Source organism: Flavobacterium swingsii, from assembly GCF_900111965.1.
Taxonomy (GTDB): domain Bacteria; phylum Bacteroidota; class Bacteroidia; order Flavobacteriales; family Flavobacteriaceae; genus Flavobacterium; species Flavobacterium swingsii.
Map to the genome: position 1 here is coordinate 61288 of NZ_FOJT01000004.1, position 25315 is coordinate 86602.

The following is a 25315-nucleotide window of genomic DNA, read 5'->3' on the forward strand; positions in this document are numbered from 1 at the left end:
AAAATATTTAAAATGAAAAAGTTCCTGATTGCGATTGTTTTACTATCGTTTACAAAGAATTTTGCACAAGAGTTAAATGTTCCGCCAGCAACACAATATCTGGCGGACAACCCTTTTGTTATTGCGCCAGTTTATGCAGGAATAGGTGATAATTTTAGGATAAGACTAAACGGTTTCGCCCAATGGGTTGGTATAAAAGACGCGCCTAGAAACCAAGCATTATATGCCGATTTTAGAATTGCCAATCAATCGGGAGTTGGACTTTCGTTATACAACGATAAGAATGGTTACACAAGACAAACAGGTCTAAAACTTTCGTTTGCACACCATATTATCTTAGATTATTATTCGAAACAATATTTGTCTTTTGGTATTTCTTATAACTTTAATAGTTTTAGAATTGACACTCAAAATTTAGATTACAATCCTTTAGTCCTAAACGACAGATATACAGGAAATGATAACTTTGATGTCAGTTTGTTGTACAGACGAAAAGCTTTTTATGCCGCTTTTAATACAGCCAATTTGTTAAATAAAAATATCGAAAAGTTCAAATCTTCTCCCATAAACTTAGAACCTAACTTGTTAAGAAATTACCAACTATACACAGGATATACGTTTAGAGGAAACAGAGATAGTAGAACGGAAATCGAACCATCTGCATTTTTTCAATATTTTCAAAGTGACGGACGTTCTAGCACCGATTTGAACGTTAAACTTAGATATTTAGACGCTCAACGAACTGGTTATTTCTGGTTAGGAGCAACCTATCGTTTCCTTAACGACCAACCGATGAAACCACTTACTGTGGGGCCAATGTTAGGTATCAAAAAAGGAGGTTTTTATATGGGTTATTCGTACCAATTAACACTAAACGAATTAGCAGCCTATAACTCAGGAACACACATGGTAACCTTAGGTTTCGATTTCTTACAAAAAGCAAGCAATTGTCCTTGTACCCAAAAAGAAAACAATGACGAATAGGTTTTTGAATAATTAAAAACAATTTGAACCATTAAATTATTAAGTCAAATTAAGTAAAGCACTTAACATTTCTTAATAATTTAATGGTTCAAAATTTATATAACAACAAGTAATAGCATAACAGAATGAAAACAATATACGACTTCAACTTCCATAATAAAAAAGCCCTAATAAGAGTAGATTTTAATGTTCCCTTAAATGAAAGCCACCACGTTACCGATGCGACTCGTATTGAAGCTGCAAAACCTACAATCGACAAAATCCTTGCTGATGGTGGAAGCGTAATCCTAATGTCACATTTAGGAAGACCAAAAGGAGTTCAAGCTCAGTTTTCATTAAAACATATTGTTGCTAAAGTATCCCAAATTTTAGGAGTTTCAGTTCAGTTTGCTTCCAATTGTATTGGTGAAGAAGCAGAAAATGCAGCATCAGATTTAAAACCAGGAGAGGTTTTATTATTAGAGAACCTTCGTTTTTATGAAGAAGAAGAAGCTGGTGATATCGAATTTTCGAAAAAACTAGCCAAACTGGGTGATATTTATGTCAATGATGCCTTTGGGACAGCACACAGAGCACATGCTTCGACGACAATAATTGCACAATTTTTCCCTAATGATAAATGTTTCGGAGCGCTTTTAGCCAAAGAGATAGAAAGTTTAAATAAAGTACTTAAAAATAGCGAAAAACCAGTTACAGCAGTTTTGGGTGGAAGCAAAGTTTCCTCAAAAATTACAGTAATTGAAAATATTCTAGACAAAGTAGATCACATGATTATTGGAGGTGGAATGACTTTTACTTTTGTAAAAGCATTGGGCGGAAAAATAGGAAATTCACTTTGTGAAGATGATAAAATGGAATTGGCTTTAGAAATTTTGCGTTTGGCGAAAGAAAAAAATGTACAAATTCACCTTCCGGTCGATGTTGTTGCTGCCAATGCATTTTCTAATGAAGCAGAAACTCAAATTATCGATATCAATACTATTCCCGACGGTTGGCAAGGACTTGATGCTGGACCAAGATCCTTAGAAAGCATCAAAGAAGTAATATTAGCATCAAAAACGATACTTTGGAACGGACCTTTAGGTGTTTTCGAAATGTCAAATTTCGCAAACGGAACCATCCAATTAGGTGAATTTATTGCCGAAGCTACTCAAAACGGAGCGTTCTCGCTTGTGGGCGGAGGCGATAGCGTTGCAGCAGTAAAACAATTTGGTTTTGAAGACAAGATGAGTTACGTTTCTACAGGCGGTGGCGCCATGTTAGAAATGTTAGAAGGAAGAGTTTTACCAGGAATTGCAGCTATTTTAGACTAAAAAACACAACTTTAACAATATTTTTGCTTTTTTTCCGTTTTAAGATTTTATGTTTGCACCCAAATCGCAACGTATTGAAATACAATGTTTTATAAAACCTACTGTTATGATGAATAAAAAATTTGCTTTTTTACTGTTTCTATTTTCAGTCACAAATATATTCGCTCAAGATATTGTTTCACACGATTCTATAAAAAAACCAGAGCTAAAACTCTCCTTTTTAGACTCGCTAAAAACCACTTACGTGATAGACGAAATGTCTGCTTGCGTAGATGAAAAATGTTTTGCAGAACTTACAAATCAAGATATCTCTCAGGAATTATTAGCCGATTTTAAAAATATTGATTTAGATAAAACGGTCGATTTCGAATTATCAACAGAACTCTTGAAAGAAAGACTGAGATTAATGGACGAGAAATCGCCGTTTAATATCGAATATAATGTTGGTTTAGAAAACATTATCAAATCATTTCTAAAAAATAGAAAACGTTCTTACGAGCGACTAATGGGAATTTCTAAATACTATTTCCCAATGTTCGAAGAAGCGATGGCAAGATATAACGTGCCATTAGAAATAAAATATCTGGCCATTGTCGAATCTGCATTAAACCCAAAAGCCGTTTCCCGTATGGGTGCAACAGGTTTGTGGCAGTTTATGTACGAGACCGGAAAACAATACAAACTAGATGTAAATTCTTATGTAGACGAACGTAGCGATGCACTAAAAGCAAGCGATGCGGCAGCGCAATATATGAGGAATATGTACAAAATTTTTGGCGATTGGGAACTGGTATTGGCTTCTTATAATTCGGGAGCAGGAAATGTAACCAAAGCCATTCGTCGTTCGGGCGGACACCAGAATTTTTGGAATATTAAGAAATTTCTACCAAAAGAAACAGCAGCTTATGTTCCTATGTTTCTAGCTACGATGTATATTTTCGAATACCATAAAGAACACGGAATTGTGCCTGACAAAACAGTTGTAAATCATTTTGCTACCGATACGATTGCTATAAAAAGCAAAATGTCGTTCAAACAAATTTCGGCATTGTTAGATATGCCAGAAGCTCAGATAGAGTTCCTAAATCCTTCATACAAAATGAAAGTCATTCCGTATGTGACGAACGAAACTCACTTTTTGTGTTTACCAAAAGATAAAATTGCCATTTTTGCTTCAAACGAAGACAAGATGTATGCTTATGTAAATTATCAAGAGAAAAACAGAGAAAGACCTTTTGCAGCAAAACCTAAAGTTAAGATTGTTAAAGATTCTATTTCTGGAAATGAAAATATAGAAGAAGCTTTGGTAGAAACCAAAACGATTATGAAAAACGTTTCTAGAACTAAATTTTATAAAGTAAAAAGAGGAGATAACCTTAGTGATATTGCCGACAAATACAATGTTGCTATGTCTGATTTAAAAAAATGGAATCACCTAAAAAGCAATAAAGTACAACAAGGTAAAAGCCTAAAAATTATTACCGAAGACAGAATTGCAGTAGTTCAGAAAGTTAAAAAACCAAAAGCTATTTTAGAAACTAAAGTAGAACCAAAACCAGAATCAACAGAAGAAAAAGCAGTTGCTGTTCTTGATAAACCAGTTTCTAAAAAAGAAATAGTTAAAAAGGAAATAGTTAAAAAACCAGAATTAACAGAAGAAAAAGAAGTCGTTGCTAACGAACACATTGTAAAACAAGGAGAAAACCTAACCAGCATCGCAAAAGAACATAGATTGTATGTTGCCGATTTGAAAAAATGGAACAACCTAAAAGACGGAAATATCAAATTGGGTGACAAACTAAAACTTTCTAACGCGCCAGTTGTTGCTGTTGCAGATGAAGAGGCAAAACCAAGTACGGAAACTACTTTTTATACCATCAAAAAAGGAGATAATATTTCATTAATTGCTAAAAACAATAACGTTACTGTTGATGATTTAAAAGAATGGAATAACTTAGATAATAATGTTGTAAAAGTAGGAGAGAAGCTAAAAATCGAAAAAACAGCAGAAGTTATTGCCGAAGTTTCTAAGAAAGACACTAAGAAAAAAGACAAATACCAAGAACAAAAATTATATGTGGTACAAAAAGGAGATTCATTATTTAGTATTTCTCAAAAGCACCACACCACAGTTGCGGATATTAAAAAACTAAACGGAATAAAAGATGAAAACCTGCAACCAGGAATGAAACTTAAAATAAAAGCATAAAAAAAGGGAATCGTGAGATTCCCTTTTTTGTTATATTTGTAGTAAACAAATCTCACGTTTTTTTGTCAGGTTGAGCGGAGTCGAAACTCTTCTCTCCTTCGACTTTAGCCCGTCTTGAGCAAAGACGAAAGGCTCAGGAAGACAACAATATGAATTATTTATTTCATCAAATCAAGCATAGTTCGCCCATGTCATTATCATTCAAAATTAAGCCGTTTAAAGAACTTTCTATTCAAGAATTATACGAAATACTAAGATTGCGAAGCGAAGTCTTTATAGTCGAGCAAAACTGTGTTTATCAAGACATAGACAATAAAGATCAGAAAGCATTACACGTTTTGGGTTATTATAACGACAAATTGGCTGCTTATTGCCGATTGTTTGATGCTGGTGATTATTTTGACAATGCTTCGATAGGACGTGTTATTGTGGCACAAAAATTCCGTGATAAGAAATGGGGAAACAATCTTATGATTGAAGCTATTGCTGGAGTAAAAGAATATTTTGGTAAAAACCAAATCACAATTTCTGCCCAAATGTATTTGCAAAAATTTTACGAAAGTCATGGTTTTACTAAAACTTCCGAAATGTATTTGGAGGATGATATTGAACATATTGAGATGAAAATATTTCAGAATTAAAACAGTTAATAAAAGAGTATACTTGCACTTTATCGATAAAACATACTTTTAGTCGATTGTTTTTTGAACTGTCTCTATTTATAAAATCGATTTGGAGATAAATTTATATATTCGCGAAAAAAACATGAAAACAAGACAGATTTTACTTACAAGCTTACTAATATTATCTTTTTCATTTACTAATGCACAAGACGTTCAGTCAGACGAGTTCGCAGTCAGCGGTGGTCAAGGGGCTGCAGGTGTAACAACTGGAACTGGATTCAACACTTTTTATGGATTTAAATCTGGTACAGAAAAAAGCGAACTCAATACTTTCATAGGAGCTCTTTCGGGTTCTGGCAGCAGCAGTACTTCTAGTGATTTCTTCGGATATCAATCAGGGTTAAGCTCAGAAGGAAAAGGCAATTTATTTCTTGGAACAAATTCAGGGGCTAGTTCTAATGGAAATGAAAACATTCTAATAGGTCAAAATACTGGTTTTGGATTAATAGGTTCAAAAAATATTTTAATAGGGCCTCAAATTAGTGAATATCAACTTGATAATAATTTAATTATCGATAACGGTATAGACAAAAATCCATTAATATGGGGAGATTTTGAAAAAAACCAATTAAAATTCCATGCTAAAGTAGGTGTTGGCTATGCTTTTGAAAATTATCCAACATATGCTGGAGGAGTAGATGTTTCTAAATACAATTTATTTGTAAAAGGCGGTATTCTTACTGAGGAAGTTAGAGTAAATTTAAAAATAAACTGGGCGGATTATGTTTTCAACAAAGATTATAAATTGGCAACACTTAGCGAAGTTGAAAAACATATTCAACAAAACGGGCATTTAAAAAATGTTCCTTCTGCAAAAGAAGTAGCAGCTAATGGTATAGAAGTAGGTCAAATCATCAACATTCAACAAGAAAAAATTGAAGAATTAACTTTGTATATTATTGATCAAAACAAAACCAACGAAAAACAAAGCAAAGAAATTGAAGAGCTAAAAGTTTTAGTAAAAAGCTTAGTTGAGAAAAATAAGTAATCATTAAATTTTAAAATAAATAAAATGAAAAACTTATATATTTTTCTGCTCTTATTGATAGGAGTTGTTGGTTTTGGGCAAAACACTAAGGAAATAGATAGCATAAAGACTAATACTTTATTTGATCATTATGGAAACAAATATAACCCTGCAGATATTAAAATTAACAAAAATGTAAATAGTGCAAATAATAGAGGTGCATTATTGTGCTCTACATCAATGTTTAATCTGTATTTTGATGCAGGTAGTGGTATGGAAATACTTGGCAACACGACTCATGATGCCAGAAGAGAAGTGGTTTGTCAGGTCTTTCAAGATTTAACAAATTTTATTAATTCACCTTTAAAAAACCCTTCAAACACAGCTAAAGTTAATATATGGATAAGAAACATTAATAATGTTACTGGTTTTCCAACTCCAGCTGAAACGAGTAATGTTTTGGGTTTAGCATCTAGTTTTTATTCAATAGCTGGTTCCCCTTATAACTTTACTGGACCCATTGCAGATGGTGAGATATGGAAAACAATAAATAGCGGTAGGGATTCTTATACAAGCACTTTATATTTAGCATCTCCAGAAATTGACGGCTCTATTTTAGAAAGTGGTTTTTATCATGGTATGATGGCTTTTAATTTTGACAATTTATCAAATAACTGGCATACTAATTTGGGGACGAATGCACCATTAGATTCATTAGATTTATATAGTGTTGTTTTGCATGAAGTTACACATGCTTTGGGTTTTGTAAGCTTAATAAATCATGATGGCACTTCAAAACTTACTGGCAAAAGAGCCTATAGTAGGTATGATAGATTTCTAAAAGATACTAATGATAATTTTTTGATTGATGATAATGATCATAGTTGTTCTATGTACAATTATAAGTTTAATATAAATTCAAATGTTAATTCTTTGCATCCTGGTTGTGGTTTGCCTAATGGTGTTTTTAATGGAAATACGGATCATACTATCTGTGGCAATGCTATACAGTATGTTGGAAGGTCAACAGTTCCAGTTTACACACCAGTTTGTTATGAAAATGGGAGTAGTTTAAGTCATTTTGAGGACGAAGTATATCCAACTTGTAATCCAGCAAATAATAATAACTACTTTGTAATGAGTAATGCTATTGGATCTGCAAGTACTAAAAGATTTTTGAAAACAGAGGAGCGCAATGTCTTATTAGATATAGGATATAGTGTAAATATGACATATGGAAATGCAGCTCAAAATAGCTATATAGATTATAATTCTACATTTGTTAATAATAATATAGTAGCGGGTATCAATGATGGACTTAATAGTGTTAACCAAACTTTCGATTTCTCTGGAGATTTAAATCAGAATATACTAATTACTGGGATATTACTTAATGATTTTACAAATTTGAATTCTAGTGATTTTAACACAAACGATATTCAAAATTTAAGATTTGAATGCTTAGAAGAATTAGTAAATTATAATTATAATAATTTAAATGACTATGTTGGAACCGCAGGAGTTTTATCAACTACATCTGGGGATTCAAATACAAATATAACTTATCAGAGTAATAGCCCTGGAATGCATTTGTTAAGATATGTGCCATATAATTTCATCACACAACAAAGAGGAAATCTAACTTACATTTATGTTCATGTAAATGACAATACGAATTGTGCAATTGTACCACCTAATAATAATTTAGTGTATAATGGTGATTTTGAACAATATTCTTTGGTTCCTAGCAATCTTTCACAAATTAATAGAGCTTGTGGTTGGAAGCAAGTTGGTTTTGCCTCACCAGATTATTTTCATAACCAAGCGCCTATTTCTAGAGTGGATATTCCATGTAATGAATTAGGATATCAAGATGTTAAAAATGGCATAGGTAATTCTTATGCGGGTATGATGAATATTAGTGAGTATTATACCTTTTATTATGGAGGATTATTGCCTTACGACGAAACAATAAGTACAAAATTAGTTACGTCATTATTGCCTAATACCACATATCAATTATGTTTTGATGTTTCTTTAGCAGAAGGGGCAAGTTTGTTTGCAATGAAATTTCAGGCTTATTTAAGTCAATCAGAAATTCCAGCCACTTATAGCGTGGGTAATATACCGATTACTAATCCTAGCATGTTATTCACTAATTCTTCTTTTTCTACTACTGCAGATGATGGGTCAGATCTTACAAATGGTTGGGAAAGAGTTTCATTCACATTTACAACAGGAGCTATTTCTGGCGAACAATATTTATATATTGGAGGCCTTAAAGATGTGCAATATATACAAAGGACACCTGGAGCATCCTTACCTGGTTGTTCCAATGTTAATTATAACGTTTCAGGCCCTAATTTTAATAAAGCCGCATACTATTATGTAGATAATGTTAGTTTAATTCCTTATACACAACCAATATTAAACTTACCAAATCAAGTATGTAGTACAACTATTATTTCTAATCTTAATAATTATTTAGTTCCGGCTATGTCTGATGGTACATTTTCAGGACAAGGGGTAGTTAATAATGGAGGTGTTTACTCATTTGATGCAACTATTGCTGGAATAGGTTCGCATACTATATCTTATTCAAATAATTCTGGTTGTGGGACATTAGTTAGTGATGTGATTACTGTTGTAAATGCAACAGGTGTTATCCCAGAATTTGATGGCTACGGAATCATTTGTAGCGGAGAAACATTACCTCCTTTGCCAACGACTTCAAACAATGGAATTACAGGATTATGGGATCTCGAATTAAGTAATACGATAACACAGACTTATACTTTTACTCCAACAGATGGGCAATGTGCGACACCATATACTATGACCATTATTGTTGATCCAAAGGTAGTTCCAACTTTTACCCCAATTGTTCCAATTTGTTTTGAAGGTGTTCTAAATCCATTGCCAACAACTTCAAACAATGGAATCACAGGAACATGGTTGACAGCATTAAATAATACGGCGACAACTACATATACTTTTGCGCCAAGTATTGGTTTTTGCGCCACAAACGCAACAATAACCATTGAAGTGTTACTAGAAAATGATCCAGCTTGTAATAATAGTTGTGTAGGTGATTTGACACTGTCAGATCCAGAATTTGCAACGCCTGTAACGCATCAGGTTCAGGATTGGATATTAACAAATGATACTTACACAGTATCAAGTGGACAAGATGTAAACATGACAGCTGGGAATTTCATTCATTTGAAACCCAACAGTCATATTAAATCTGGATCTGTTTTTCTTGCAAAAATTCAAAGTTGCGTAACTGCAAAAATTGCTGTTCAAGAGGCTGAATATATCCAAAACAATGGGGTTGTTGTATATCCAAACCCAACAAATGAATTGGTAACAATTTCATCAGAGAATGCGATGATTAGATCGATGATCATTTCTTCAATGGAAGGAAAAACGGTTTATGAGAGTAACATTATCAATGCAAAATCACATCAATTAAATATTAGTAATTATAAAGTAGGTATGTATATGTTGGTTGTTAAAACAGCTGATGGAAAAATAACGTACCAAAAATTAATTAAAAACTAATTTTAAAACGAGGTTGTCCAAAAATAGGCTGAACCCAAAAGGTTAGACAAATTTATAATTAATTTTGATAATGATGAGCTCGATATTGTATCGAGCTCATTTTGTTTAATTCTTACATTATTGTAAAGTGTATTGTTTGATTCCACTTTTAGTTCTTCTAATGTTCTGAACTTTTTATATAAAACCAAATCACAATTTCTGCCCAAATGTACTTACAGAAATTCTACGAAAGTCATGGTTTTACTAAAACTTCCGAAATGTATTTGGAGGATGATATTGAACATATTGAGATGAAAAAATCTTAAATTTTAGTAATAACTAACTCTACTCTACGGTCATATTGCGGTTCTTTTCCCAATGGCTGTGCGTTTCCGTAACCTTTATAAATCATTCTGTTTTTGTCTATTTTCTTGACTACAAAAAAATTATAAACAACCTTAGCTCTATTGGAAGAAAGTTCTCTTTTTCTAGTATCTCTGTCTATTGCTTCTTTCTGATAAGGTGGCGTGCAACAAACATGCCCTTGAATTTCGAATTGTAAATTCTTATATTTAAGCAAAGCTTTGGCCATCTTTTCTAAATCATTTTTTGCATTAACATTCAGTTTGCTACTTCCTTTTTGGAAAAGTACATCGCCTAAAAAAATCCGGTCACCCACAATATGTTTTTTCTGCACCATATCGAACATACCAGGCATCTGAATTTTCGGCAATGGTTTCATGTTTATAACCACATCGACACGGCGATTTTTAGAACGAACTTCGGGAAGATTTTCTAAAATATCATCATCAATCATAACACGACCTTTGCCTTCAATGGTGACAATAATTTTGTTTTTGATGCCGCTTGCGACTAACTTTTTCTGAATTATGGAAGCACGATTGTTAGATAATTTGAAATTATACGATTCTTTGCCACGATCATCGCAATAACCAAAAATTTGAACCGATTCAATACGAGTAGAATCGATTTTTTTTATAAAATTGACTGTTTCGTTTGCTTGTTTTTCGTCGAGTTTAAATTTGTCAAAATCGAAATAAACCGAATGAATAATCTCTTCTTGAGCCATTATTGCCTCAGAAAAAGAAAGGAAAATAAATAAAAAGAAGAAGTGTTGTATTTTTTTCATATTTTATTTTCTTTAGTTTTTTATAAATATTCTGAAACAGAAATTCGTATTTCGTCAATTAATTCGTTATCCATAAACCTATAAATGTCTGGAATTTCTAAAATAATAATTTTTGCATTTTTAGTTTCGTCAGGAAAATTTAAAATTAATTTTTCTTTATGATGTTTTTCCATCACGAAAATCAAATTAGCCCAAACTAGTAATTTTGAATTAATTTTTATACGTGCAGAATTTTCGGTTCCAGCGGATTTTACATTAAAATCCGAATTGTTTTTATAAATAGTTTCTGCAGTCAAACTACGCCATTTATTTCTGCTACAAATGAATAATATATTTTTTAACCTATTTTTAATATTTTATTATATTCCCCGCTAGAAGCTCTCGCTAGCGAATTTCTCAAACACAAACTAAACCTAGCAATCCCGCAAAACCGCTGTTAGCCTTTCGTTGTTTATTTTTCGTTCGTTTTCTGTTTTAATAATTGTCTAATAGATGTTAAATGTCCAAACAGTATGGCTGGAACTATAAAAGTCGGTAACCAACTAAATGGAAAATTTAAAATCGCTATGTTCGGTTGTTCAAAAGCAAATTTTTGGATTGGTGAAGGTGCTGAAAATAAAGCATTCACTACAATATTTATTAAAAGTCCGAGACAAATAAAGTTCCAAATCAAAATTGCATTTCGGCTAATTTTCTGTTTTTTCAAACCAAAGTGCGCAATGAATGGTGCAGTTATTCCTGCAAGAATGTCAAAGTTCCGTCCCTCAAAAGTCATAAGTTCGGGAATTGCTTTGTTGAGAAAAAGCCAAAATAAAACTATCTCAACAGGTATTCTTACAATGTTTAAATAGGTCAAGTTTTTAATCGGCAAACTGTCAATAAATTGTCGTCCTTTTGTAGTTATAAATAATAAAGTTATAGTCAAAATAGCAGGAAAAATTCCTGTCAGCATAATTTTCGGTGGAAAAGTATTTGTGTCCGAGTTGTAAATGTTTTGCAAAGTCAAAAACGCTTGAATTGTCAACCAAATTGTCAAACCGATAAAAATTGGTATTGCTTTTTTACGAGTTTGTTCTGAATTTGAATTTTTTATTGTCCAAATAAAAAGTGAAAAAGTCACAAGTGTTGTCAGTCCAAAAGTTAGTGAAATATATGTCGGTAAATTGTCTATCATTTTCTATTTGGTCAATGTTTGCGTTGTTGCTGTACAATGAAGGCTAACGTTGTAGTAGCTGTTATGCGTTCGGTTTTTCAGTTACTATTATTCTGCATTCGATTTTGGGTTTAGTATTTTCTTTCTGAAATAGATAAGGAAAACTAAAAGTACAAGACAAAAAACAAAGATTATTTTCAAATTTCTGATGGTATCGCAAAGATTTATTCCGTTGACATTCGAAACACAATCATTAATATTTTCGGTTTCATATTTCAAACTAACCATTGTATTCACAATTCCATATGGCGTAACTAAAGTTCCAAGTATTGAAATTGCAATTAGTAAAAAATAAACTGTTTTACGCATAATCATTTTCTGTTTTCTTTTTCGTCACGCGAAACTGACGCATAACGTCCCGTGGCTTTGTTGCGGTTGCGGCAATTTACGAAAATTTTTCTGCGTGGGGAAGGGTTTGAGGAAACCGTTTGGTTTCCGACGAACGGGTTACAAGCAATCGCACAAAACCGCTGTTAGCAGTAGTGCATATTATTGACATATAAAATCATCAACAATAATTTTATTTTTCTGTAATTCAATTTTTAAATTTCTCCAAGTGTTTTTTCTAAGACTACTCCCATAAAACGATTTTTTCGGAAATAATCTACACTCAATATTTAGTCTTACGGGTGATCGAAAAGGTTGGTCTATTGATATTCGTTCGATTTCCTTCAATGGAATTTTTACATTTTTCCAAAACCAAATTGGGTTTTTAATTATAATTTCATCTCGTGTTAGAATAAAATAATTCATGGGATATGTAAGTCCTGCAAACACGCAAAAGCTTATCAAAAACATACCTGTAATAAAACCTTCAGGATTTTTTTGGGATTTTAAGTCAACAAAGAGCAATGAAATAGTAAAACAGAAAACGATTAAAATATAAATTCCGTTTTGTGATAAAAAGTGATTACCCGAAAATTTCTGCATTTCTTTTTAATTTTTTTTAGCGACATGTGGCATTACTGCTAACTTAAAACTTGGTCTAACTTCAACCTATTTTTTTAATATTTTATTATATTCAACCGTATTATTCAGCAATTGTGTTGCTTTTTTTATCTCAGAATTGTTTTTGGTATAATAAATATACAAACCTTCTTTGTACTGGTTTCTAACTATAATTTCGTCACGCAATAAGTCTAATATTTGGGGCTTGCTTTTGTCTACTTCTAGGTCTTCTGCTTTTTGAAGCGAAGCCAATAAAGTGTCGTATTGCAATTTTATAGCCGTGTCTATTTTTTCTTTTTTAGCTTCTTCGAGCATGTCTTTTAGAGCCAAATCGGTTTTTGTATCAAAAGAAAAGTTTTGAGATTTTAGGAATTTCTTGAATTCTATAAAGTCAGTATCGGTAAGGGTTGGCATTTTGTTGCCTAAATTTGGATTTTTAGTACAATATTGGGTTACAAAATTAAAAATAGCATCATTTCTTACCAAAGCATCAATAATGGTATTGGTCTTTGTTTCTTCTAATTCGATATCTGGCAAAACACCACCGCCATCAAAAACGGGACGCCCTTTTCTGGTTTTGAAAGCATTATAATTTTTAGCTTCGGTACGAATGGCTTTGCCATTAGCATCTTTTTTAGTATAATCTAAAGCCTGAATACATCTGCCGGAAGGCGTATAATATCTAGAAATAGTAACTTTTAGTTGGGTTCCGTAAGTTAAATCGACATAACGCTGTACCAATCCTTTACCAAAACTTCTCGAACCAATAATAACGGCGCGGTCTAAATCTTGTAAAGCACCAGAAACAATTTCGCTAGCCGAAGCACTGTGACCATCGATTAATATGGCTAATGGAATATCTAAATCGACAGGATTTTTCGATGTTTTATAAGTATTGTTGTGTTTGGCAATGTGAGATTTTGTGGTTACAATAATTTCGTTATTGGGCACGAATAAGTTACAAATGTTTACTGCTTCGGATAGTAAACCACCCGGATTTCCTCGTAAATCTAGAATAATTTGTGTGGCACCTTGTTCTTTAAGTTTTTCTAATGCTGCTTTTGTTTCTGATGCTGCTTTTGCATTAAATTTTTCTAAAACAATATAACCTGTTTTGTCATCAATTTTTCCAAAAAAAGGAACGGCTTTAATATCTACTTCTTCTAGAATGAGTTGCGTGGTTTTTATTTCGCCATTTCGTTTGTATTTTAAATCGATTTTTGCGTTTTTTCCACCTTTTAATAATTGTGTGGCATCGTCTTTGAAATCAATCAAATTCACATCGCCAATCTGAATTATTTCGTCACCAGCTTTTAGTCCAGCTTTGTCCGCAGGATAATTTTTGTAAGGTTCACGAACGATAAGTCTTCCATCTTTTCGCGATAATATTGCGCCAATTCCAGTGTATTCGCCCGTGTTGTTTATCTTGGCTTTTACAACATCTTGCTCGTTAAAATAGTTGGTGTACGGATCCAGTTGCACCAACATACTTTTTATCGCCTTGTCCATTAATTCGCCAGGATTGGTCTCATCAACATAGTTCATGTTGAGGTTTTTGAATAGTGTGGTGAAGATTTCTATTTGTTTGGCAATTTCGAAAAAATCTTCTTTAAAACTTACTCCAACAAAGAGAAAAGCACTTGCGATTACGGGAAATATATATTTTTTCTTGAAAAGTGGAATCATTTTTTCTGTTTTGATATTGATGACTAAATTACTAAATAGTTTTACCAATTAGTAAATGCTAACAAATTATTAACCAAATTTTTAATACAGCTAATTATTATAGGTTTGTTCTTTTGCCACAGATTTAAAAGATTTCCACAGATTAAATAAAAAGTGAATTTTAAGTGATAAAGAAATCTGTGAAAATCCGTGAAATCTGTGGCGAAAATTAATTATTAGTTCAGTATAGCCAAATTTCTAATATTCTAATTTTCCAACGGATTTCATCACTCGCAAAGTTTTATTTTTCCTTCTTTCGACGTAAGCCGATGAATTTGTTGCTTTATATTTTCTAGGATTTGGTAAAATCGCTGCGATAGAAGCGGCTTCGTATTTGGTTAAATTTTTGGCACTTTTGTGAAACCAGTGTTTGCTTGCGGCTTCGGCACCATATACGCCATCGCCCATTTCGATACTATTCAGATAGACTTCCATGATGCGTTCTTTGCCCCAAAAAAGCTCGATAAGTACAGTAAAATAAGCTTCTAATCCTTTTCTTAAATAACTTCTTCCTTGCCACAGGAAAACATTTTTTGCAGTTTGTTGCGAGATGGTACTACCTCCTTTTAGTTTTTTGCCTTTCAAATTACTATTAAAGGCTTTGTTCATTGCGCTAAAATCGAAACCATTGTGTTTTAGAAAACGACCGTCTTCGCTCGCCACAACCGCTTTGGGCAAATTGAGAGAAATATCCTCGAGCGAAACCCATTCGTGGCTACAAACCATGTCTTTTCCCGCTTCATTATGCTCTACTGCTCGAATAATCATAAGTGGCGTATAAAAAACAGGTACAAATCTAAAAATGATAACCGTAAGCACCGAAAGTCCTACGAACCACATGATACATTTGAATATGAAACTTTTTACTTTGCTCCCAAAACTAGTTTTTTCTTTTTTAGGAGCTGGTTTTGCTTTTGGTTTTGTTGCTTTTTTTGTTGCCATTATATTAAATCTGCTAATTCTTGTCCTACTAAACTTCCTATCGCTACGCCCATTCCGCCCAATCTCACGCCGCAATATACGTTTTCTGATAAGGGTTCGACGATGGGTCTTTTGCTATTACCTAATCCCATAATTCCAGACCAACGATGCGCGATTTTGAAATCGGTATTGGGCAAAATTACGGTTTTTAGAATTTCTTCTAATTTGTTTTGTATGATTTGAGTTTGACCAAATTGCGAAGTATTTTCGCCTTCAAAATCAAGGTTTCTGCCACCACCAAAAAGAATTCTATCATTTATATTTCGAAAATAATAATAACCTTTGTCTAAATGAAAAGTTCCTTTTATATCTAAATTCGGAATAGGTTCGGTGATTAAAACTTGTGCTCTAGCTGGTTTTACTTCATTATTAGTTAACTGTCCTGCAAAACCATTGGTAGCAAAAAGTAGTTTTTTTGTTGTAAAAGTAAAATCGTTTACTTCAATTTCTACACCATTTCCATTGTCATGAAAGTTAGAAACAGTCTGGTTATTTAAAATTAAAATTCCATTTGATTGTGCTTTTTTCAGCAAAGCTTGCATCATATTTCCAGTATCTATTTGTGCTTCAAACGGATTGAAAATGGTATATTCTTGTATGTTTTGGAAACCAAATCGGTCGATATTTTTTTCGAAAACATCAGCTTTGAAAATGGGTTTCAAAATATCATTGATGAACGGTAATTTTTGTAAACACTCATTGTAAGTAGATTCATCATTTTTTAGAAACAATTCATATCCGCCGAAAGGTTTAAAATCTATCGCTTCGTCGGTCAGATTTTTTCTAAGTAATTGCAAACCTTGCCAGCGTTTTTGTACGAGTTGAATCACTTCTTCTTCGGAATGTGATTTTAGGTCATCGATAATTTCCGACAAACTTCCAAAACAAGCAAAACCTGCATTTTTTGTACTCGCACCTTCTGGCAACATTCCTTTTTCTAGGATAAGAATTTTGCTTTCAGGAAATTTTTCACGCAAACGCAACGCGGTGTGAAGTCCAACAATTCCGCTTCCTACAATCGTATAATCTACATTTGTAAACCAATTTTTTATTTCCCAATAACTTAAATTCATCGTTTAAAACTTATTTCAATTGTTGTTCCTTTATTTATTTCAGATTGTAAAACTCTTATTTTTCCGTTGTGGTATTCTTCGACAATTCTTTTGGTTAATGACAATCCCAATCCCCAACCTCTTTTTTTGGTTGTAAAACCAGGTTCGAAGATGGTTTTAAACTGTTTTTTGGGAATTCCTTTACCAGAATCGGTTACTTTTATCTTAGTTGTTTTCCAGTCGTCTTCAATTGTTACATCTATAGAACCGCGGCCTTTCATGGCATCAATCGCATTTTTTACCAAGTTTTCTATCGTCCAACTGTGCAATGTCGGATTTATTGAAACAGGAATTTGATGATCGGGCGCTTTAAACGTAAAAACAACTTGTTTAGAAAATCTAGATTGCAAATATTCGTAGGCTTTTTGGGTTTCTTCGACTAGATCTTTCTCTTCCAAAACAGGTTCGGAACCAATTTTAGAAAATCTATCGGTAATGTTTAACAATCGGTGTATGTCTTTTTCTATTTCTTGGACCGTAGTTTCATCTACATTATCAGCTTTCATAATTTCGACCCAACCAATGAGAGATGACAATGGCGTTCCTATTTGATGTGCCGTTTCTTTTGCCATTCCTGCCCAAAGTTTGTTTTGCCCAGAAATTTTATTGGTTTTGTAATAATTATAAACCAATGCGCCAAACAAGAAAATTATCAATAATAAGGCAATAGGATAATATTTTAATTTGTTCAGCAATGGGGAATTTGTGTAATATAAATAATGAAATTTTCCCTTTACATATTCCATTTCAACTCGTTTGTTGGCGTTTTTGAAACTTTGTAAAAGTGCTTTTGCTTTTACCGAATCTTTGATAATACTTTCATCAATATTAATAGATTGAAGAATGCTATCTTTCTGATTGGTTAATATAATTGGAATTGTATTGTTGTTTGTAATAATGTTAAAAGCAAGATCGAGATCAGTATCTGAAGTGGCATTGTTGATGCTTTTTTGTGCTTCGGCCCACAATTCGATTTTTAAACGTTCTTCATTTTTAAAAATCTGAAAAAAAGTGTAAGTATTCCACAAAATCAATATAATGATTAGGAAAGAGGAGAGTATTAACACCCAGCGAGTTGTATTTTTATTATTTGAAAACTGCATATTTTTTCTTGAGTGTATAAATATATAAAAAAAGACGTTAATCATTAATACAATTAGTTTTCAAATGGAAACCTTTTCTTATTTTTGCTAAAAATATAATAATCATGCTCAGCATTTCTCCAAAAGACATTACCACAGCGCAACTACAAGGCTATTTGCAAGGAGCAGTAAGCCCAAGACCTATTGCGTTTGCAAGTACAATAGATGCGGGTGGAAACCCAAATTTATCACCGTTTAGTTTTTTTAATGTTTTTAGTGCAAATCCGCCAATTCTTATTTTTTCGCCAGCAAGAAGAGTGCGTGATAATACTACAAAACACACTTTAGAAAATGCAAAAACGACTCGCGAAGTGGTTATAAATGTGGTAAATTATGATATTGTACAACAAACCTCATTATCAAGTACAGAATATGCTGAAGGGATTAACGAATTTCTAAAAGCGGGTTTAACACCTATTGCTTCTGATGTTGTAAAACCTTTTCGTGTGGCAGAATCGCCTGTTCAGTTTGAATGTAAAGTGAACGAAATTATAGAATTGGGACAAGAAGGTGGTGCGGGAAATTTAATTATTTGCGAAGTAGTTCGTATTCACATTAATGAAGAAATTTTAGACGAAAAAGGAGCTATCGACCAATATAAAATCGATTTGGTTTCCAGATTAGGTGGCAATTGGTATTCTCGTTCTAATCAAGGTCTGTTTGAAGTGCCAAAACCATTGGTAACATTAGGAATTGGAGTAGATAACATTCCAAATTTTATTAAAGAAAGTTCCGTTTTTGATGGAAATGATTTAGGCATGTTAGGAAATGTTGAAGCTTTGCCTACTGAAGAAGAAATTACTATATTTGTAAACGAAAATTTTGCTGTAAAAGGTGTTTTAAGTTCAGATGATGAGCAAAAAGTACAGTTAAAAGCAAAAGAATATTTGAATAATCAAGACGTACTTTCAGCATGGAAAGTACTATTAGCAAAACGATAAGTTATGGAAGTTACAGGAAAAATTAAAGTGGTTGGGGCAGAGCAACAAATTAGCGCCTCATTTAAAAAAAGAGAATTGGTTGTAACCACAGATGAGCAATATCCACAATCGATAATGATCGAATTTGTTCAAGACAAATGTGATTTATTGAACAATTATAACATTGGAGAAGACGTAAAAGTATCTATCAATTTAGGTGGTAGAGAATGGGTGAATCCTCAAGGAGAAACTAAATATTTCAACAGTATCAAAGGTTGGAGAATAGAGCGTTTGGCAGCTGCACAAGCACCAAATACACAATCTCCACCAATGCCAACTGCCGAAACATTCGAGCCAGCGGCAAGCTTTAAAGAAGAAGAGCACGACGATTTACCTTTCTAAATTTTAGAAAAAAGAAGAAAGATAATAGAAAGTCAGAAGTAATATTTATTTCTGACTTTTTTTATTTTGGATTCCTGCGCAGGCGGGAATCTATACTGACATTGATTTTTGAAATTACCACTAATTATGCATTTTTTAACCGAAGAATTGTCTTTTCCTAATACAAATGAATCCTCGCCCGATGGTCTTTTAGCTATTGGCGGTGATTTATCTACCGAAAGATTGTTATTGGCTTACGAAAACGGAATTTTTCCTTGGTTTGAAGATGGTGATCCCATTATGTGGTGGTCGCCAAGAGAAAGAATGGTTTTATTTCTAGAAGAATTGATAGTTTCTCACAGCATGCGAAATGTCATCAATAAAGATGTTTTTCAAGTTACTTTCAATAAAGCTTTTCGGGAAGTCATTCAGCATTGTCAAAGTGTAAAACGAGAAGGACAATACGGCACTTGGATTACCGATGAAATGATTGAATCCTATTGCAAACTAAACAAATTAGGCAAAGCCATGTCGGTTGAAGTTTGGCAAAACAACACTTTAGTTGGCGGATTATATGGTGTAGATATGTTTCCTGTTTTTTGTGGTGAAAGTATGTTTTCCAAGGTGAGTAATGCTTCCAAAATGGCTTTTATTTCGTTGGTAAATTATCTGAAATCAAATCAATATAACTTATTGGATTGCCAGATTTACAATGACCATTTAGATAGTTTGGGTTGTCGAGAAATACCAAGAGAAGATTTTTTATCTTATTTGAGATGAAATAATCAACCGCAGATTCGCAGATTATTATATTAAAAAAATCTGCGAATCTGCGGTTTTTCTGTTTTGTGATTTTATCAATACATTAGTAAATCAAATTATTCTCTCGTCCAACAATCTTCCACATGATCATTTACCATTCCTGTTGCTTGCATGTGTGCATACATCACGGTCGAACCCACAAATTTGAACCCACGTTTTTTCAAATCTTTGCTCAACGCATCCGATATTGCTGAGGTCGAAGTAATGTCTTTTAGTGTTTTTGGTTTGTTATCAATCGGTTTTCCATCTACAAAACCCCAAATATATTTGCTAAAACTGCCAAATTCCTTTTGTATTTCCATAAAAGCAATCGCATTTGTCACTGCCGATTTTACTTTGAGTTTGTTTCTAATAATTCCTGCATTTTGCAATAATTCTTCTTGTTTGGCTTCGGAATAAGCTGCTATTTTTTTATAATCGAAATCATCAAAAGCCAATCGGAAATTTTCTCTTTTATTCAAAATAGTAATCCAACTCAAGCCTGCCTGAAAAGTTTCAAGGATTAAAAACTCGAATATCGTCGCATCATCGTAAACAGGTTTTCCCCATTCGTTATCGTGATATTCTTTATATAAATCGGAAGACAAACACCAAGCACAGCGATTTTTCATAAAAGCAGTTTTTTTCAAATGTAAGAATTTGTTTTAAAAAAAATTGTAAATTTACTACAGCAATTTAAATTATATGAAGACAGTTATAGCCCAAAGTTTTTTAAATGCAATTACTTATTCGGAATATAGGAAGATTATTTCGGAGCTAATTCAACAAGATAAATCTTCAGGAGACGAGCAGTCTGAAGACTTACTTCTTTATAGCAAACTGAACGAAACCAGAATGAATCGGTTAGATAAAACGGTTCATGTTGGGATTGAAACCACACAAGAATTAAATGCTCTTATGCATGAATATTACTGGTTGGTTCTTGCTGAAGGTTGGTGTGGCGATGCGGCTCAGCTGGTTCCAATTTTTAATAAAATGGCAAATACTTCTAAAAATGTTGAGTTAAAATTACTTTTTAGAGATGAAAATAAACCATTAATGGATATGTTTCTTACCAATGGAAGTAGGTCGATTCCCAAACTTATTGTTTTAGAAAAAGAAACCTTGCAAGTTAAGGGGACTTGGGGGCCAAGACCAGAAGGCGCATCGAAACTAATACGGAGTTATAAGCAGCAATATGGTGTGGTAGATGAAACTGCAAAAGCAGAATTACAATTGTGGTATTTGCACGACAAAGGGTTGAGTACACAAAATGAATTAACTACTTTGATGCATCATTTGGAGCAATTAGAACATAATAATGCTAGAAAATAATTTTGCTTACTCCTAAACTTATTGTACCAAAGCCTTTTTCGCCATTTACAGTAAAATTATATAAAGACAAATCGGCAAAAACAGTCAAATCATCATCATTCTGATAACCTAAATTAAATCTTTTATAAGTTCCAAAGACGTCTCCTTTTCCAATTGCCGATGCTTTTCCCCAACCAAATTGTAATGCTATTGCACCTTCTCCAATCTCAAGATTTAGTCTAGAATTAATAAAAAGAGGGACTATAACAAGTTTTTCGTTTATTTTCCAATCGATACCTGAATGTAATCCAAGAGAAATAGTTTCTTCGTAGTGTATTCCATACCCCATTTTAGCGCTTAATCCGTCTGGAATAAATTGATATTCGTTTTTACTTCCGTCTGAATTTATTTCACCATAATGTGTATTGGATTTAAAAGGCGTAGACAATTCAAATTGAACGTATCTAGAATCGAATTTTTGTGAAAAAGCACAAAGATTAGACAGTAAAAAGAATAGAATAATTTTATAATTCATTTAACCTTTTCTAACGATTGACTCATCAAACAAAGTAACATCGATGGCATTTTTCACATCATAATCGCCAATTTTTGTTCTTCGCAAAACCGTAAGATGTCCTCCAGATTGCAAAGCCAATCCAAAATCATAAGCTAAAGAGCGAATATAAGTTCCTTTGCTACAAACGACTCTAAAATCGATTTCTGGTAAAGCAATTCGTGTAATTTCAAATTCGTGAATCTGAGTTTTTCTAGAAGCAATTTCTACTTCAACACCAGCACGAGCGTGTTCGTATAATCGAACACCATCTTTTTTAATGGCCGAAAAAACAGGTGGTTTTTGGTCTATTTCGCCGATAAATTGTTTTACCGTTTCGTGAATTAATGCTTCGGTAATGTGTTCTGTTGGGAAAGTAGCATCAATCTCGGTTTCTAAATCATACGATGGCGTTGTGGCACCAATATAGAAAGTTCCTGTATATTCTTTGGCTTGACCTTGTATTTCGGAAATGCTTTTGGTAAATTTTCCTGTACAAACTATGAGCAAACCAGTTGCTAACGGATCGAGTGTTCCTGCATGACCAATTTTGAATTTTTTGGGTAATCCTAATTTATTTATAAGCGAATATTTTAGCTTATTTACCGCTTGAAAAGAACTCCATTTCAATGGTTTGTCTATCAATAAAACTTGACCGTTTAGGTAATCTTCAGGAGTAAGCAAGGTAAATTATTTTAAATAAGTGAAATAAATCAATAGAAATGAACCCACAATAATTCGGTACCAACCCCAAGGTTTAAATCCGTATTTTTTGATGATTTCAATAAAAAATTTGATAGCTAAAACCGCAACGATAAAGGCAACAATATTACCAATAAGGAATATTTTGATGTTTTCGTCTGATTTCAAAATCAATTCATACCCTTTCATTTGTGAAGTTTCGTATGTTTTTAGAAAAACAGAATAACAAGTTACCGCAAGCATAGTTGGAACTGCAAGAAAGAAAGAAAATTCAGCAGCAGCTTGTCGTGATAATCCTTGTTGCATGCCTCCAATAATAGATGCTGCCGAACGACTCGTGCCAGGCATCATGGCTAAACATTGCCAAAAACCAATGGTTACAGCTTTTTTGATAGTGATGTCTTCTTCTTGTATAATAGTTGGATTTTGAAAATGATTATCGATAAAAAGCAATACGATTCCACCCAAAATTAAGACAATTGCGATTGGAATAGGATTTCCAAGAACAGCTTCAATTTTATCATCGAATAATTTCCCTAAAATTAAGGCAGGAATTACTGCGCAAGCCAATTTGATAAAGAAGTTGAATTTAGAAAAATCGAAAAATTTTCTCCAATATAAAACCACGACAGCCAAAATGGCTCCAAACTGAATTGATACCTGAAATAATTTGACAAAATCGTCATTTTGAATCCCAAAATAAGAACTTAAAAAAATCATATGTCCTGTTGAAGAAACGGGTAAATATTCGGTAAGACCTTCAATAATGGCAATAAGTAGCGCTTGTAAATAATCCATTTTAAATTATTTTATGTGTAATGCTCGACAAATATTAGTCGGATTTATGTCTATAACAGCACGGAATTTTTTAGGAGTAAGATTTGGTTGTTTTTCAACAAATAGATTTATAAAATTAGAATCTAGATTTACAAAATAATTTACATCTTTTATTTTCTCTTTAGCATCTATGTTTTTGACAAGTTCAAGTAAGAAAAGCTCTTTATCATCCTTAGTGAGTCCTTTGGGAAGTTTAACAAAAAAGTAAAGAGTGTGGTATATATTATATTCGTTATTTAAACATTTTATTGCATTTTCTTCAAACATATTGGGGTAATCATCTTCGTAAACATTTATAAAAAAATGAAGAATTCCGTGATCGGAATAATCAATCCTTGACACAGGTGTTGATTTTCCATTAAATATGAAATTTTCTGATGTTTTTTTCTGAGAAAATGCTTTTGAATAAAAAATCAGTATAAAAATAATCAATAATTTTATTTTCATTTTTCTTCTATTTCTTAGGATTTTTCAAAATAGAATATATCGTGATTCCAAAACCAATTAAAACCATCGTTGGTGCTAATCTAATTCTTCTGAAACTAAAAATCTCTTTATTAAAAACCGCTGGATTATCGCTTCCGCCACCAGACATGAGTATAAATCCGACTGCAATAACTGCAATTCCGATTAATAAAATTTTGTAGTTTACTTTTTCAAAAAGAAATCCAGATTCTTTATTTTCCATGTTATTTTTTTTAAATCTAAAATCTAAAATCAGCAATTTAAAATTAATAAAGATCGTCAGTTCTTAAATTCAAAAATCGTTGAGTTGCAAAATAAGTACTTAACCAAGTAATTAAAATACCCGTACCAAAAACACCTAATAATATAGCGCCGATAGTTAGTTTATCATTAAAAATTCCAAGATTAGGAAAATTAGTATCAATATAAAACAACACGCCAAGTAAAGCCACAATAGCAATTCCGGCACCAATCATTCCCAGTTTTACACCACGCCAAATAAAAGGTCTTCTAATAAATGATTTTGTTGCGCCCACCATTTGCATGGTTTTTATGATAAATCGGTTTGAATGTATCGACAAACGCATCGAACTGTTTATAAGCAAAACAGCAATTATACAAAACAGTCCGCTAATGATAAGAATCCACAAACTCACTTTTTTCACGTTATCGTTTACCATATTTACCAATTGTTTGTCGTAAACAATATCAGAAATCAAAGCATTTTCACGCAACTTACTTTCAATTTTTGCAATACTATCCGCCACCACATAATCCGCTCTTAGATGAATATCATAAGAATTTTGCAAAGGATTCATACCTAAAAACTCCAGGAAATTTTCCCCAATAATATCGGTATGTTGTTTAGCAGCAACATCTTTCGACACATAGGTAAATGTTTTAGTATATTTCGAAGCCTTCAATTCGTTTTTAAAATTAACCAAAGTCGTGTCTTTCGCCTCATCTTTAAAATAAACCGACATTGCGATTCCTTCTCTGAAATCGTCAGACAATTTTTTAGAATTTATAATAAAAAAACCTAATATTCCCAGTAAAAACAATACAAGGAAAACACTTAACACTACCGAAAAATAAGACGTAATTAATCTACGTTTTTGAAAATTATCGAAAGAAGAACTCATACTAAATAAAATTATTGCGTAAAAATAACAAAGAATTTCTTTATTTAAAGTTATTAACGTTCAAACTTTCCATTTTCTTATAATAAATGTAAATTTGTCGCAATAAAATATTTTCTTGAAGCGAATGACTTGCGCATTTTTGCCAACCATATTCCTGCTGTTTGTTCCAATCCACGCAAAAAAGCGTGGGATTTCCACTTCCATCAGGGCTAAAAGACAAATCATTTTTG

The 25315-nt window shown here is 32.7% G+C and carries 25 protein-coding genes and 1 pseudogene; 11 read left to right on the forward strand and 15 right to left on the reverse strand.

From position 1 onward, the window contains the following. Positions 1-12 precede the first annotated feature (12 nt). The 7 genes and pseudogenes from BM053_RS07365 to BM053_RS07400 all read left to right on the forward strand — a co-directional run. Positions 13-984 (forward strand): PorP/SprF family type IX secretion system membrane protein, encoded by a 972-nt coding sequence (locus BM053_RS07365; protein ID WP_091476636.1) that lies wholly within the window; start codon positions 13-15, stop codon positions 982-984. 125 nt (positions 985-1109) lie between these two features. Next, on the forward strand, positions 1110-2297 hold the full coding sequence (locus tag BM053_RS07370; RefSeq protein WP_091475766.1) for a phosphoglycerate kinase: 1188 nt from the start codon (positions 1110-1112) through the stop codon (positions 2295-2297). Positions 2298-2403: 106 nt separating this feature from the next. Then, complete coding sequence (locus BM053_RS07375; RefSeq protein WP_091476640.1) at positions 2404-4506, forward strand: LysM peptidoglycan-binding domain-containing protein; 2103 nt, start codon at positions 2404-2406, stop codon at positions 4504-4506. Between the two features lie 188 nt (positions 4507-4694). Continuing rightward, entirely contained in the window at positions 4695-5147 is a 453-nt protein-coding gene (locus BM053_RS07380; protein WP_091475770.1) for a GNAT family N-acetyltransferase, read from the forward strand. Positions 5148-5271: 124 nt separating this feature from the next. Next, complete coding sequence (locus tag BM053_RS07385) at positions 5272-6177, forward strand: hypothetical protein (RefSeq protein WP_091475773.1); 906 nt, start codon at positions 5272-5274, stop codon at positions 6175-6177. A 24-nt stretch (positions 6178-6201) separates the two neighbouring features. Then, the gene (locus BM053_RS07390) at positions 6202-9720 is read left to right on the forward strand and encodes a T9SS type A sorting domain-containing protein (RefSeq protein ID WP_091475776.1); all 3519 of its coding nucleotides are present in this window, start codon (positions 6202-6204) and stop codon (positions 9718-9720) included. Positions 9721-9905: 185 nt separating this feature from the next. After that, positions 9906-10025 (forward strand): annotated as a pseudogene (locus BM053_RS07400) (GNAT family N-acetyltransferase); the annotation flags it as partial. Here BM053_RS07400 and BM053_RS07405 read toward each other — a convergent pair. The 8 genes from BM053_RS07405 to BM053_RS07445 all read right to left on the reverse strand — a co-directional run bounded on the left by BM053_RS07405 (position 10022) and on the right by BM053_RS07445 (position 17931). Next, positions 10022-10849: an OmpA family protein gene (locus BM053_RS07405; protein ID WP_167357321.1), complete on the reverse strand. Its 828-nt coding sequence runs from the start codon at positions 10847-10849 to the stop codon at positions 10022-10024. The pseudogene BM053_RS07400 and the gene BM053_RS07405 overlap by 4 nt on opposite strands. A 20-nt stretch (positions 10850-10869) precedes the next feature. Then, complete coding sequence (locus BM053_RS07410) at positions 10870-11145, reverse strand: protein tyrosine phosphatase (RefSeq protein WP_091475780.1); 276 nt, start codon at positions 11143-11145, stop codon at positions 10870-10872. A gap of 155 nt (positions 11146-11300) precedes the next feature. Continuing rightward, the gene (locus tag BM053_RS07415; protein ID WP_091475784.1) at positions 11301-12023 is read right to left on the reverse strand and encodes a hypothetical protein; all 723 of its coding nucleotides are present in this window, start codon (positions 12021-12023) and stop codon (positions 11301-11303) included. An 87-nt stretch (positions 12024-12110) separates the two neighbouring features. Further along, complete coding sequence (locus BM053_RS07420; RefSeq protein WP_143076475.1) at positions 12111-12371, reverse strand: hypothetical protein; 261 nt, start codon at positions 12369-12371, stop codon at positions 12111-12113. A gap of 687 nt (positions 12372-13058) precedes the next feature. Next, entirely contained in the window at positions 13059-14696 is a 1638-nt protein-coding gene (locus tag BM053_RS07430; RefSeq protein WP_091476646.1) for a S41 family peptidase, read from the reverse strand. A gap of 237 nt (positions 14697-14933) precedes the next feature. Further along, on the reverse strand, positions 14934-15677 hold the full coding sequence (gene mtgA, locus BM053_RS07435; protein ID WP_091475793.1) for a monofunctional biosynthetic peptidoglycan transglycosylase: 744 nt from the start codon (positions 15675-15677) through the stop codon (positions 14934-14936). Beyond that, positions 15677-16789: an NAD(P)/FAD-dependent oxidoreductase gene (locus BM053_RS07440; RefSeq protein WP_091475797.1), complete on the reverse strand. Its 1113-nt coding sequence runs from the start codon at positions 16787-16789 to the stop codon at positions 15677-15679. Before BM053_RS07440 ends, mtgA begins: the two co-directional genes overlap by 1 nt. Continuing rightward, positions 16786-17931 (reverse strand): sensor histidine kinase, encoded by a 1146-nt coding sequence (locus BM053_RS07445; RefSeq protein ID WP_091475800.1) that lies wholly within the window; start codon positions 17929-17931, stop codon positions 16786-16788. The genes BM053_RS07440 and BM053_RS07445 overlap by 4 nt, the downstream gene beginning before the upstream one ends. Before the next feature lie 104 nt (positions 17932-18035). Here BM053_RS07445 and BM053_RS07450 point away from each other — a divergent pair, with 104 nt between their 5' ends. From BM053_RS07450 to aat, 3 genes are all read left to right on the forward strand, one after another. Next, complete coding sequence (locus tag BM053_RS07450) at positions 18036-18911, forward strand: flavin reductase family protein (RefSeq protein ID WP_091475803.1); 876 nt, start codon at positions 18036-18038, stop codon at positions 18909-18911. A 3-nt stretch (positions 18912-18914) separates the two neighbouring features. Further along, the gene (locus tag BM053_RS07455; RefSeq protein ID WP_091475806.1) at positions 18915-19292 is read left to right on the forward strand and encodes a DUF3127 domain-containing protein; all 378 of its coding nucleotides are present in this window, start codon (positions 18915-18917) and stop codon (positions 19290-19292) included. A 126-nt stretch (positions 19293-19418) separates the two neighbouring features. Then, positions 19419-20051 (forward strand): leucyl/phenylalanyl-tRNA--protein transferase, encoded by a 633-nt coding sequence (gene aat / locus BM053_RS07460; protein WP_091475808.1) that lies wholly within the window; start codon positions 19419-19421, stop codon positions 20049-20051. Between the two features lie 98 nt (positions 20052-20149). On the opposite strand, the gene BM053_RS07465 is transcribed toward aat, so the two are convergent. Further along, positions 20150-20704 (reverse strand): DNA-3-methyladenine glycosylase I, encoded by a 555-nt coding sequence (locus tag BM053_RS07465; RefSeq protein WP_091476649.1) that lies wholly within the window; start codon positions 20702-20704, stop codon positions 20150-20152. 73 nt (positions 20705-20777) lie between these two features. On the opposite strand from BM053_RS07465, the gene BM053_RS07470 reads away from it, so the two are divergent. Further along, on the forward strand, positions 20778-21407 hold the full coding sequence (locus BM053_RS07470) for a thioredoxin family protein (RefSeq protein ID WP_091475811.1): 630 nt from the start codon (positions 20778-20780) through the stop codon (positions 21405-21407). Here BM053_RS07470 and BM053_RS07475 read toward each other — a convergent pair. Genes BM053_RS07475 through BM053_RS07500 form a run of 6 tightly spaced genes read right to left on the reverse strand, consistent with a single transcriptional unit; the run spans position 21397 to position 25085 of the window. Continuing rightward, positions 21397-21921, reverse strand: coding sequence for a hypothetical protein (locus BM053_RS07475; RefSeq protein WP_167357322.1), 525 nt, complete (start codon positions 21919-21921; stop codon positions 21397-21399). The two genes, BM053_RS07470 and BM053_RS07475, sit on opposite strands and share 11 nt — an antisense overlap. Next, positions 21922-22623: a tRNA pseudouridine(55) synthase TruB gene (gene truB / locus BM053_RS07480; RefSeq protein ID WP_091475814.1), complete on the reverse strand. Its 702-nt coding sequence runs from the start codon at positions 22621-22623 to the stop codon at positions 21922-21924. It lies immediately after the preceding gene. 6 nt (positions 22624-22629) lie between these two features. Then, positions 22630-23439, reverse strand: coding sequence for an undecaprenyl-diphosphate phosphatase (locus BM053_RS07485; RefSeq protein ID WP_091475817.1), 810 nt, complete (start codon positions 23437-23439; stop codon positions 22630-22632). 6 nt (positions 23440-23445) lie between these two features. Then, positions 23446-23925, reverse strand: a complete 480-nt coding sequence (locus BM053_RS07490; RefSeq protein ID WP_091475820.1) for a hypothetical protein — start codon at positions 23923-23925, stop codon at positions 23446-23448. 7 nt (positions 23926-23932) lie between these two features. Further along, positions 23933-24166, reverse strand: coding sequence for a DUF3098 domain-containing protein (locus BM053_RS07495; RefSeq protein ID WP_091476653.1), 234 nt, complete (start codon positions 24164-24166; stop codon positions 23933-23935). A gap of 43 nt (positions 24167-24209) precedes the next feature. After that, entirely contained in the window at positions 24210-25085 is an 876-nt protein-coding gene (locus BM053_RS07500) for a cell division protein FtsX (protein ID WP_091475823.1), read from the reverse strand. Positions 25086-25315 lie beyond the last annotated feature (230 nt).

Excerpts from the sequence above, each read along its gene's own strand:
- BM053_RS07365 (WP_091476636.1), top strand. The coding sequence starts at position 13 with ATGAAAAAGTTCCTGATTGCGATTGTTTTACTATCGTTTACAAAGAAT.
- BM053_RS07370 (WP_091475766.1), top strand. The coding sequence starts at position 1,110 with ATGAAAACAATATACGACTTCAACTTCCATAATAAAAAAGCCCTAATA.
- BM053_RS07375 (WP_091476640.1), top strand. The coding sequence starts at position 2,404 with ATGATGAATAAAAAATTTGCTTTTTTACTGTTTCTATTTTCAGTCACA.
- BM053_RS07380 (WP_091475770.1), top strand. The coding sequence starts at position 4,695 with ATGTCATTATCATTCAAAATTAAGCCGTTTAAAGAACTTTCTATTCAA.
- BM053_RS07385 (WP_091475773.1), top strand. The coding sequence starts at position 5,272 with ATGAAAACAAGACAGATTTTACTTACAAGCTTACTAATATTATCTTTT.
- BM053_RS07390 (WP_091475776.1), top strand. The coding sequence starts at position 6,202 with ATGAAAAACTTATATATTTTTCTGCTCTTATTGATAGGAGTTGTTGGT.
- BM053_RS07405 (WP_167357321.1), bottom strand. The coding sequence starts at position 10,849 with ATGAAAAAAATACAACACTTCTTCTTTTTATTTATTTTCCTTTCTTTT.
- BM053_RS07415 (WP_091475784.1), bottom strand. The coding sequence starts at position 12,023 with ATGATAGACAATTTACCGACATATATTTCACTAACTTTTGGACTGACA.
- BM053_RS07420 (WP_143076475.1), bottom strand. The coding sequence starts at position 12,371 with ATGCGTAAAACAGTTTATTTTTTACTAATTGCAATTTCAATACTTGGA.
- BM053_RS07430 (WP_091476646.1), bottom strand. The coding sequence starts at position 14,696 with ATGATTCCACTTTTCAAGAAAAAATATATATTTCCCGTAATCGCAAGT.
- mtgA (WP_091475793.1), bottom strand. The coding sequence starts at position 15,677 with ATGGCAACAAAAAAAGCAACAAAACCAAAAGCAAAACCAGCTCCTAAA.
- BM053_RS07440 (WP_091475797.1), bottom strand. The coding sequence starts at position 16,789 with ATGAATTTAAGTTATTGGGAAATAAAAAATTGGTTTACAAATGTAGAT.
- BM053_RS07445 (WP_091475800.1), bottom strand. The coding sequence starts at position 17,931 with ATGCAGTTTTCAAATAATAAAAATACAACTCGCTGGGTGTTAATACTC.
- BM053_RS07450 (WP_091475803.1), top strand. The coding sequence starts at position 18,036 with ATGCTCAGCATTTCTCCAAAAGACATTACCACAGCGCAACTACAAGGC.
- BM053_RS07455 (WP_091475806.1), top strand. The coding sequence starts at position 18,915 with ATGGAAGTTACAGGAAAAATTAAAGTGGTTGGGGCAGAGCAACAAATT.
- aat (WP_091475808.1), top strand. The coding sequence starts at position 19,419 with ATGCATTTTTTAACCGAAGAATTGTCTTTTCCTAATACAAATGAATCC.
- BM053_RS07465 (WP_091476649.1), bottom strand. The coding sequence starts at position 20,704 with ATGAAAAATCGCTGTGCTTGGTGTTTGTCTTCCGATTTATATAAAGAA.
- BM053_RS07470 (WP_091475811.1), top strand. The coding sequence starts at position 20,778 with ATGAAGACAGTTATAGCCCAAAGTTTTTTAAATGCAATTACTTATTCG.
- BM053_RS07475 (WP_167357322.1), bottom strand. The coding sequence starts at position 21,921 with ATGAATTATAAAATTATTCTATTCTTTTTACTGTCTAATCTTTGTGCT.
- BM053_RS07485 (WP_091475817.1), bottom strand. The coding sequence starts at position 23,439 with ATGGATTATTTACAAGCGCTACTTATTGCCATTATTGAAGGTCTTACC.
- BM053_RS07490 (WP_091475820.1), bottom strand. The coding sequence starts at position 23,925 with ATGAAAATAAAATTATTGATTATTTTTATACTGATTTTTTATTCAAAA.
- BM053_RS07495 (WP_091476653.1), bottom strand. The coding sequence starts at position 24,166 with ATGGAAAATAAAGAATCTGGATTTCTTTTTGAAAAAGTAAACTACAAA.
- BM053_RS07500 (WP_091475823.1), bottom strand. The coding sequence starts at position 25,085 with ATGAGTTCTTCTTTCGATAATTTTCAAAAACGTAGATTAATTACGTCT.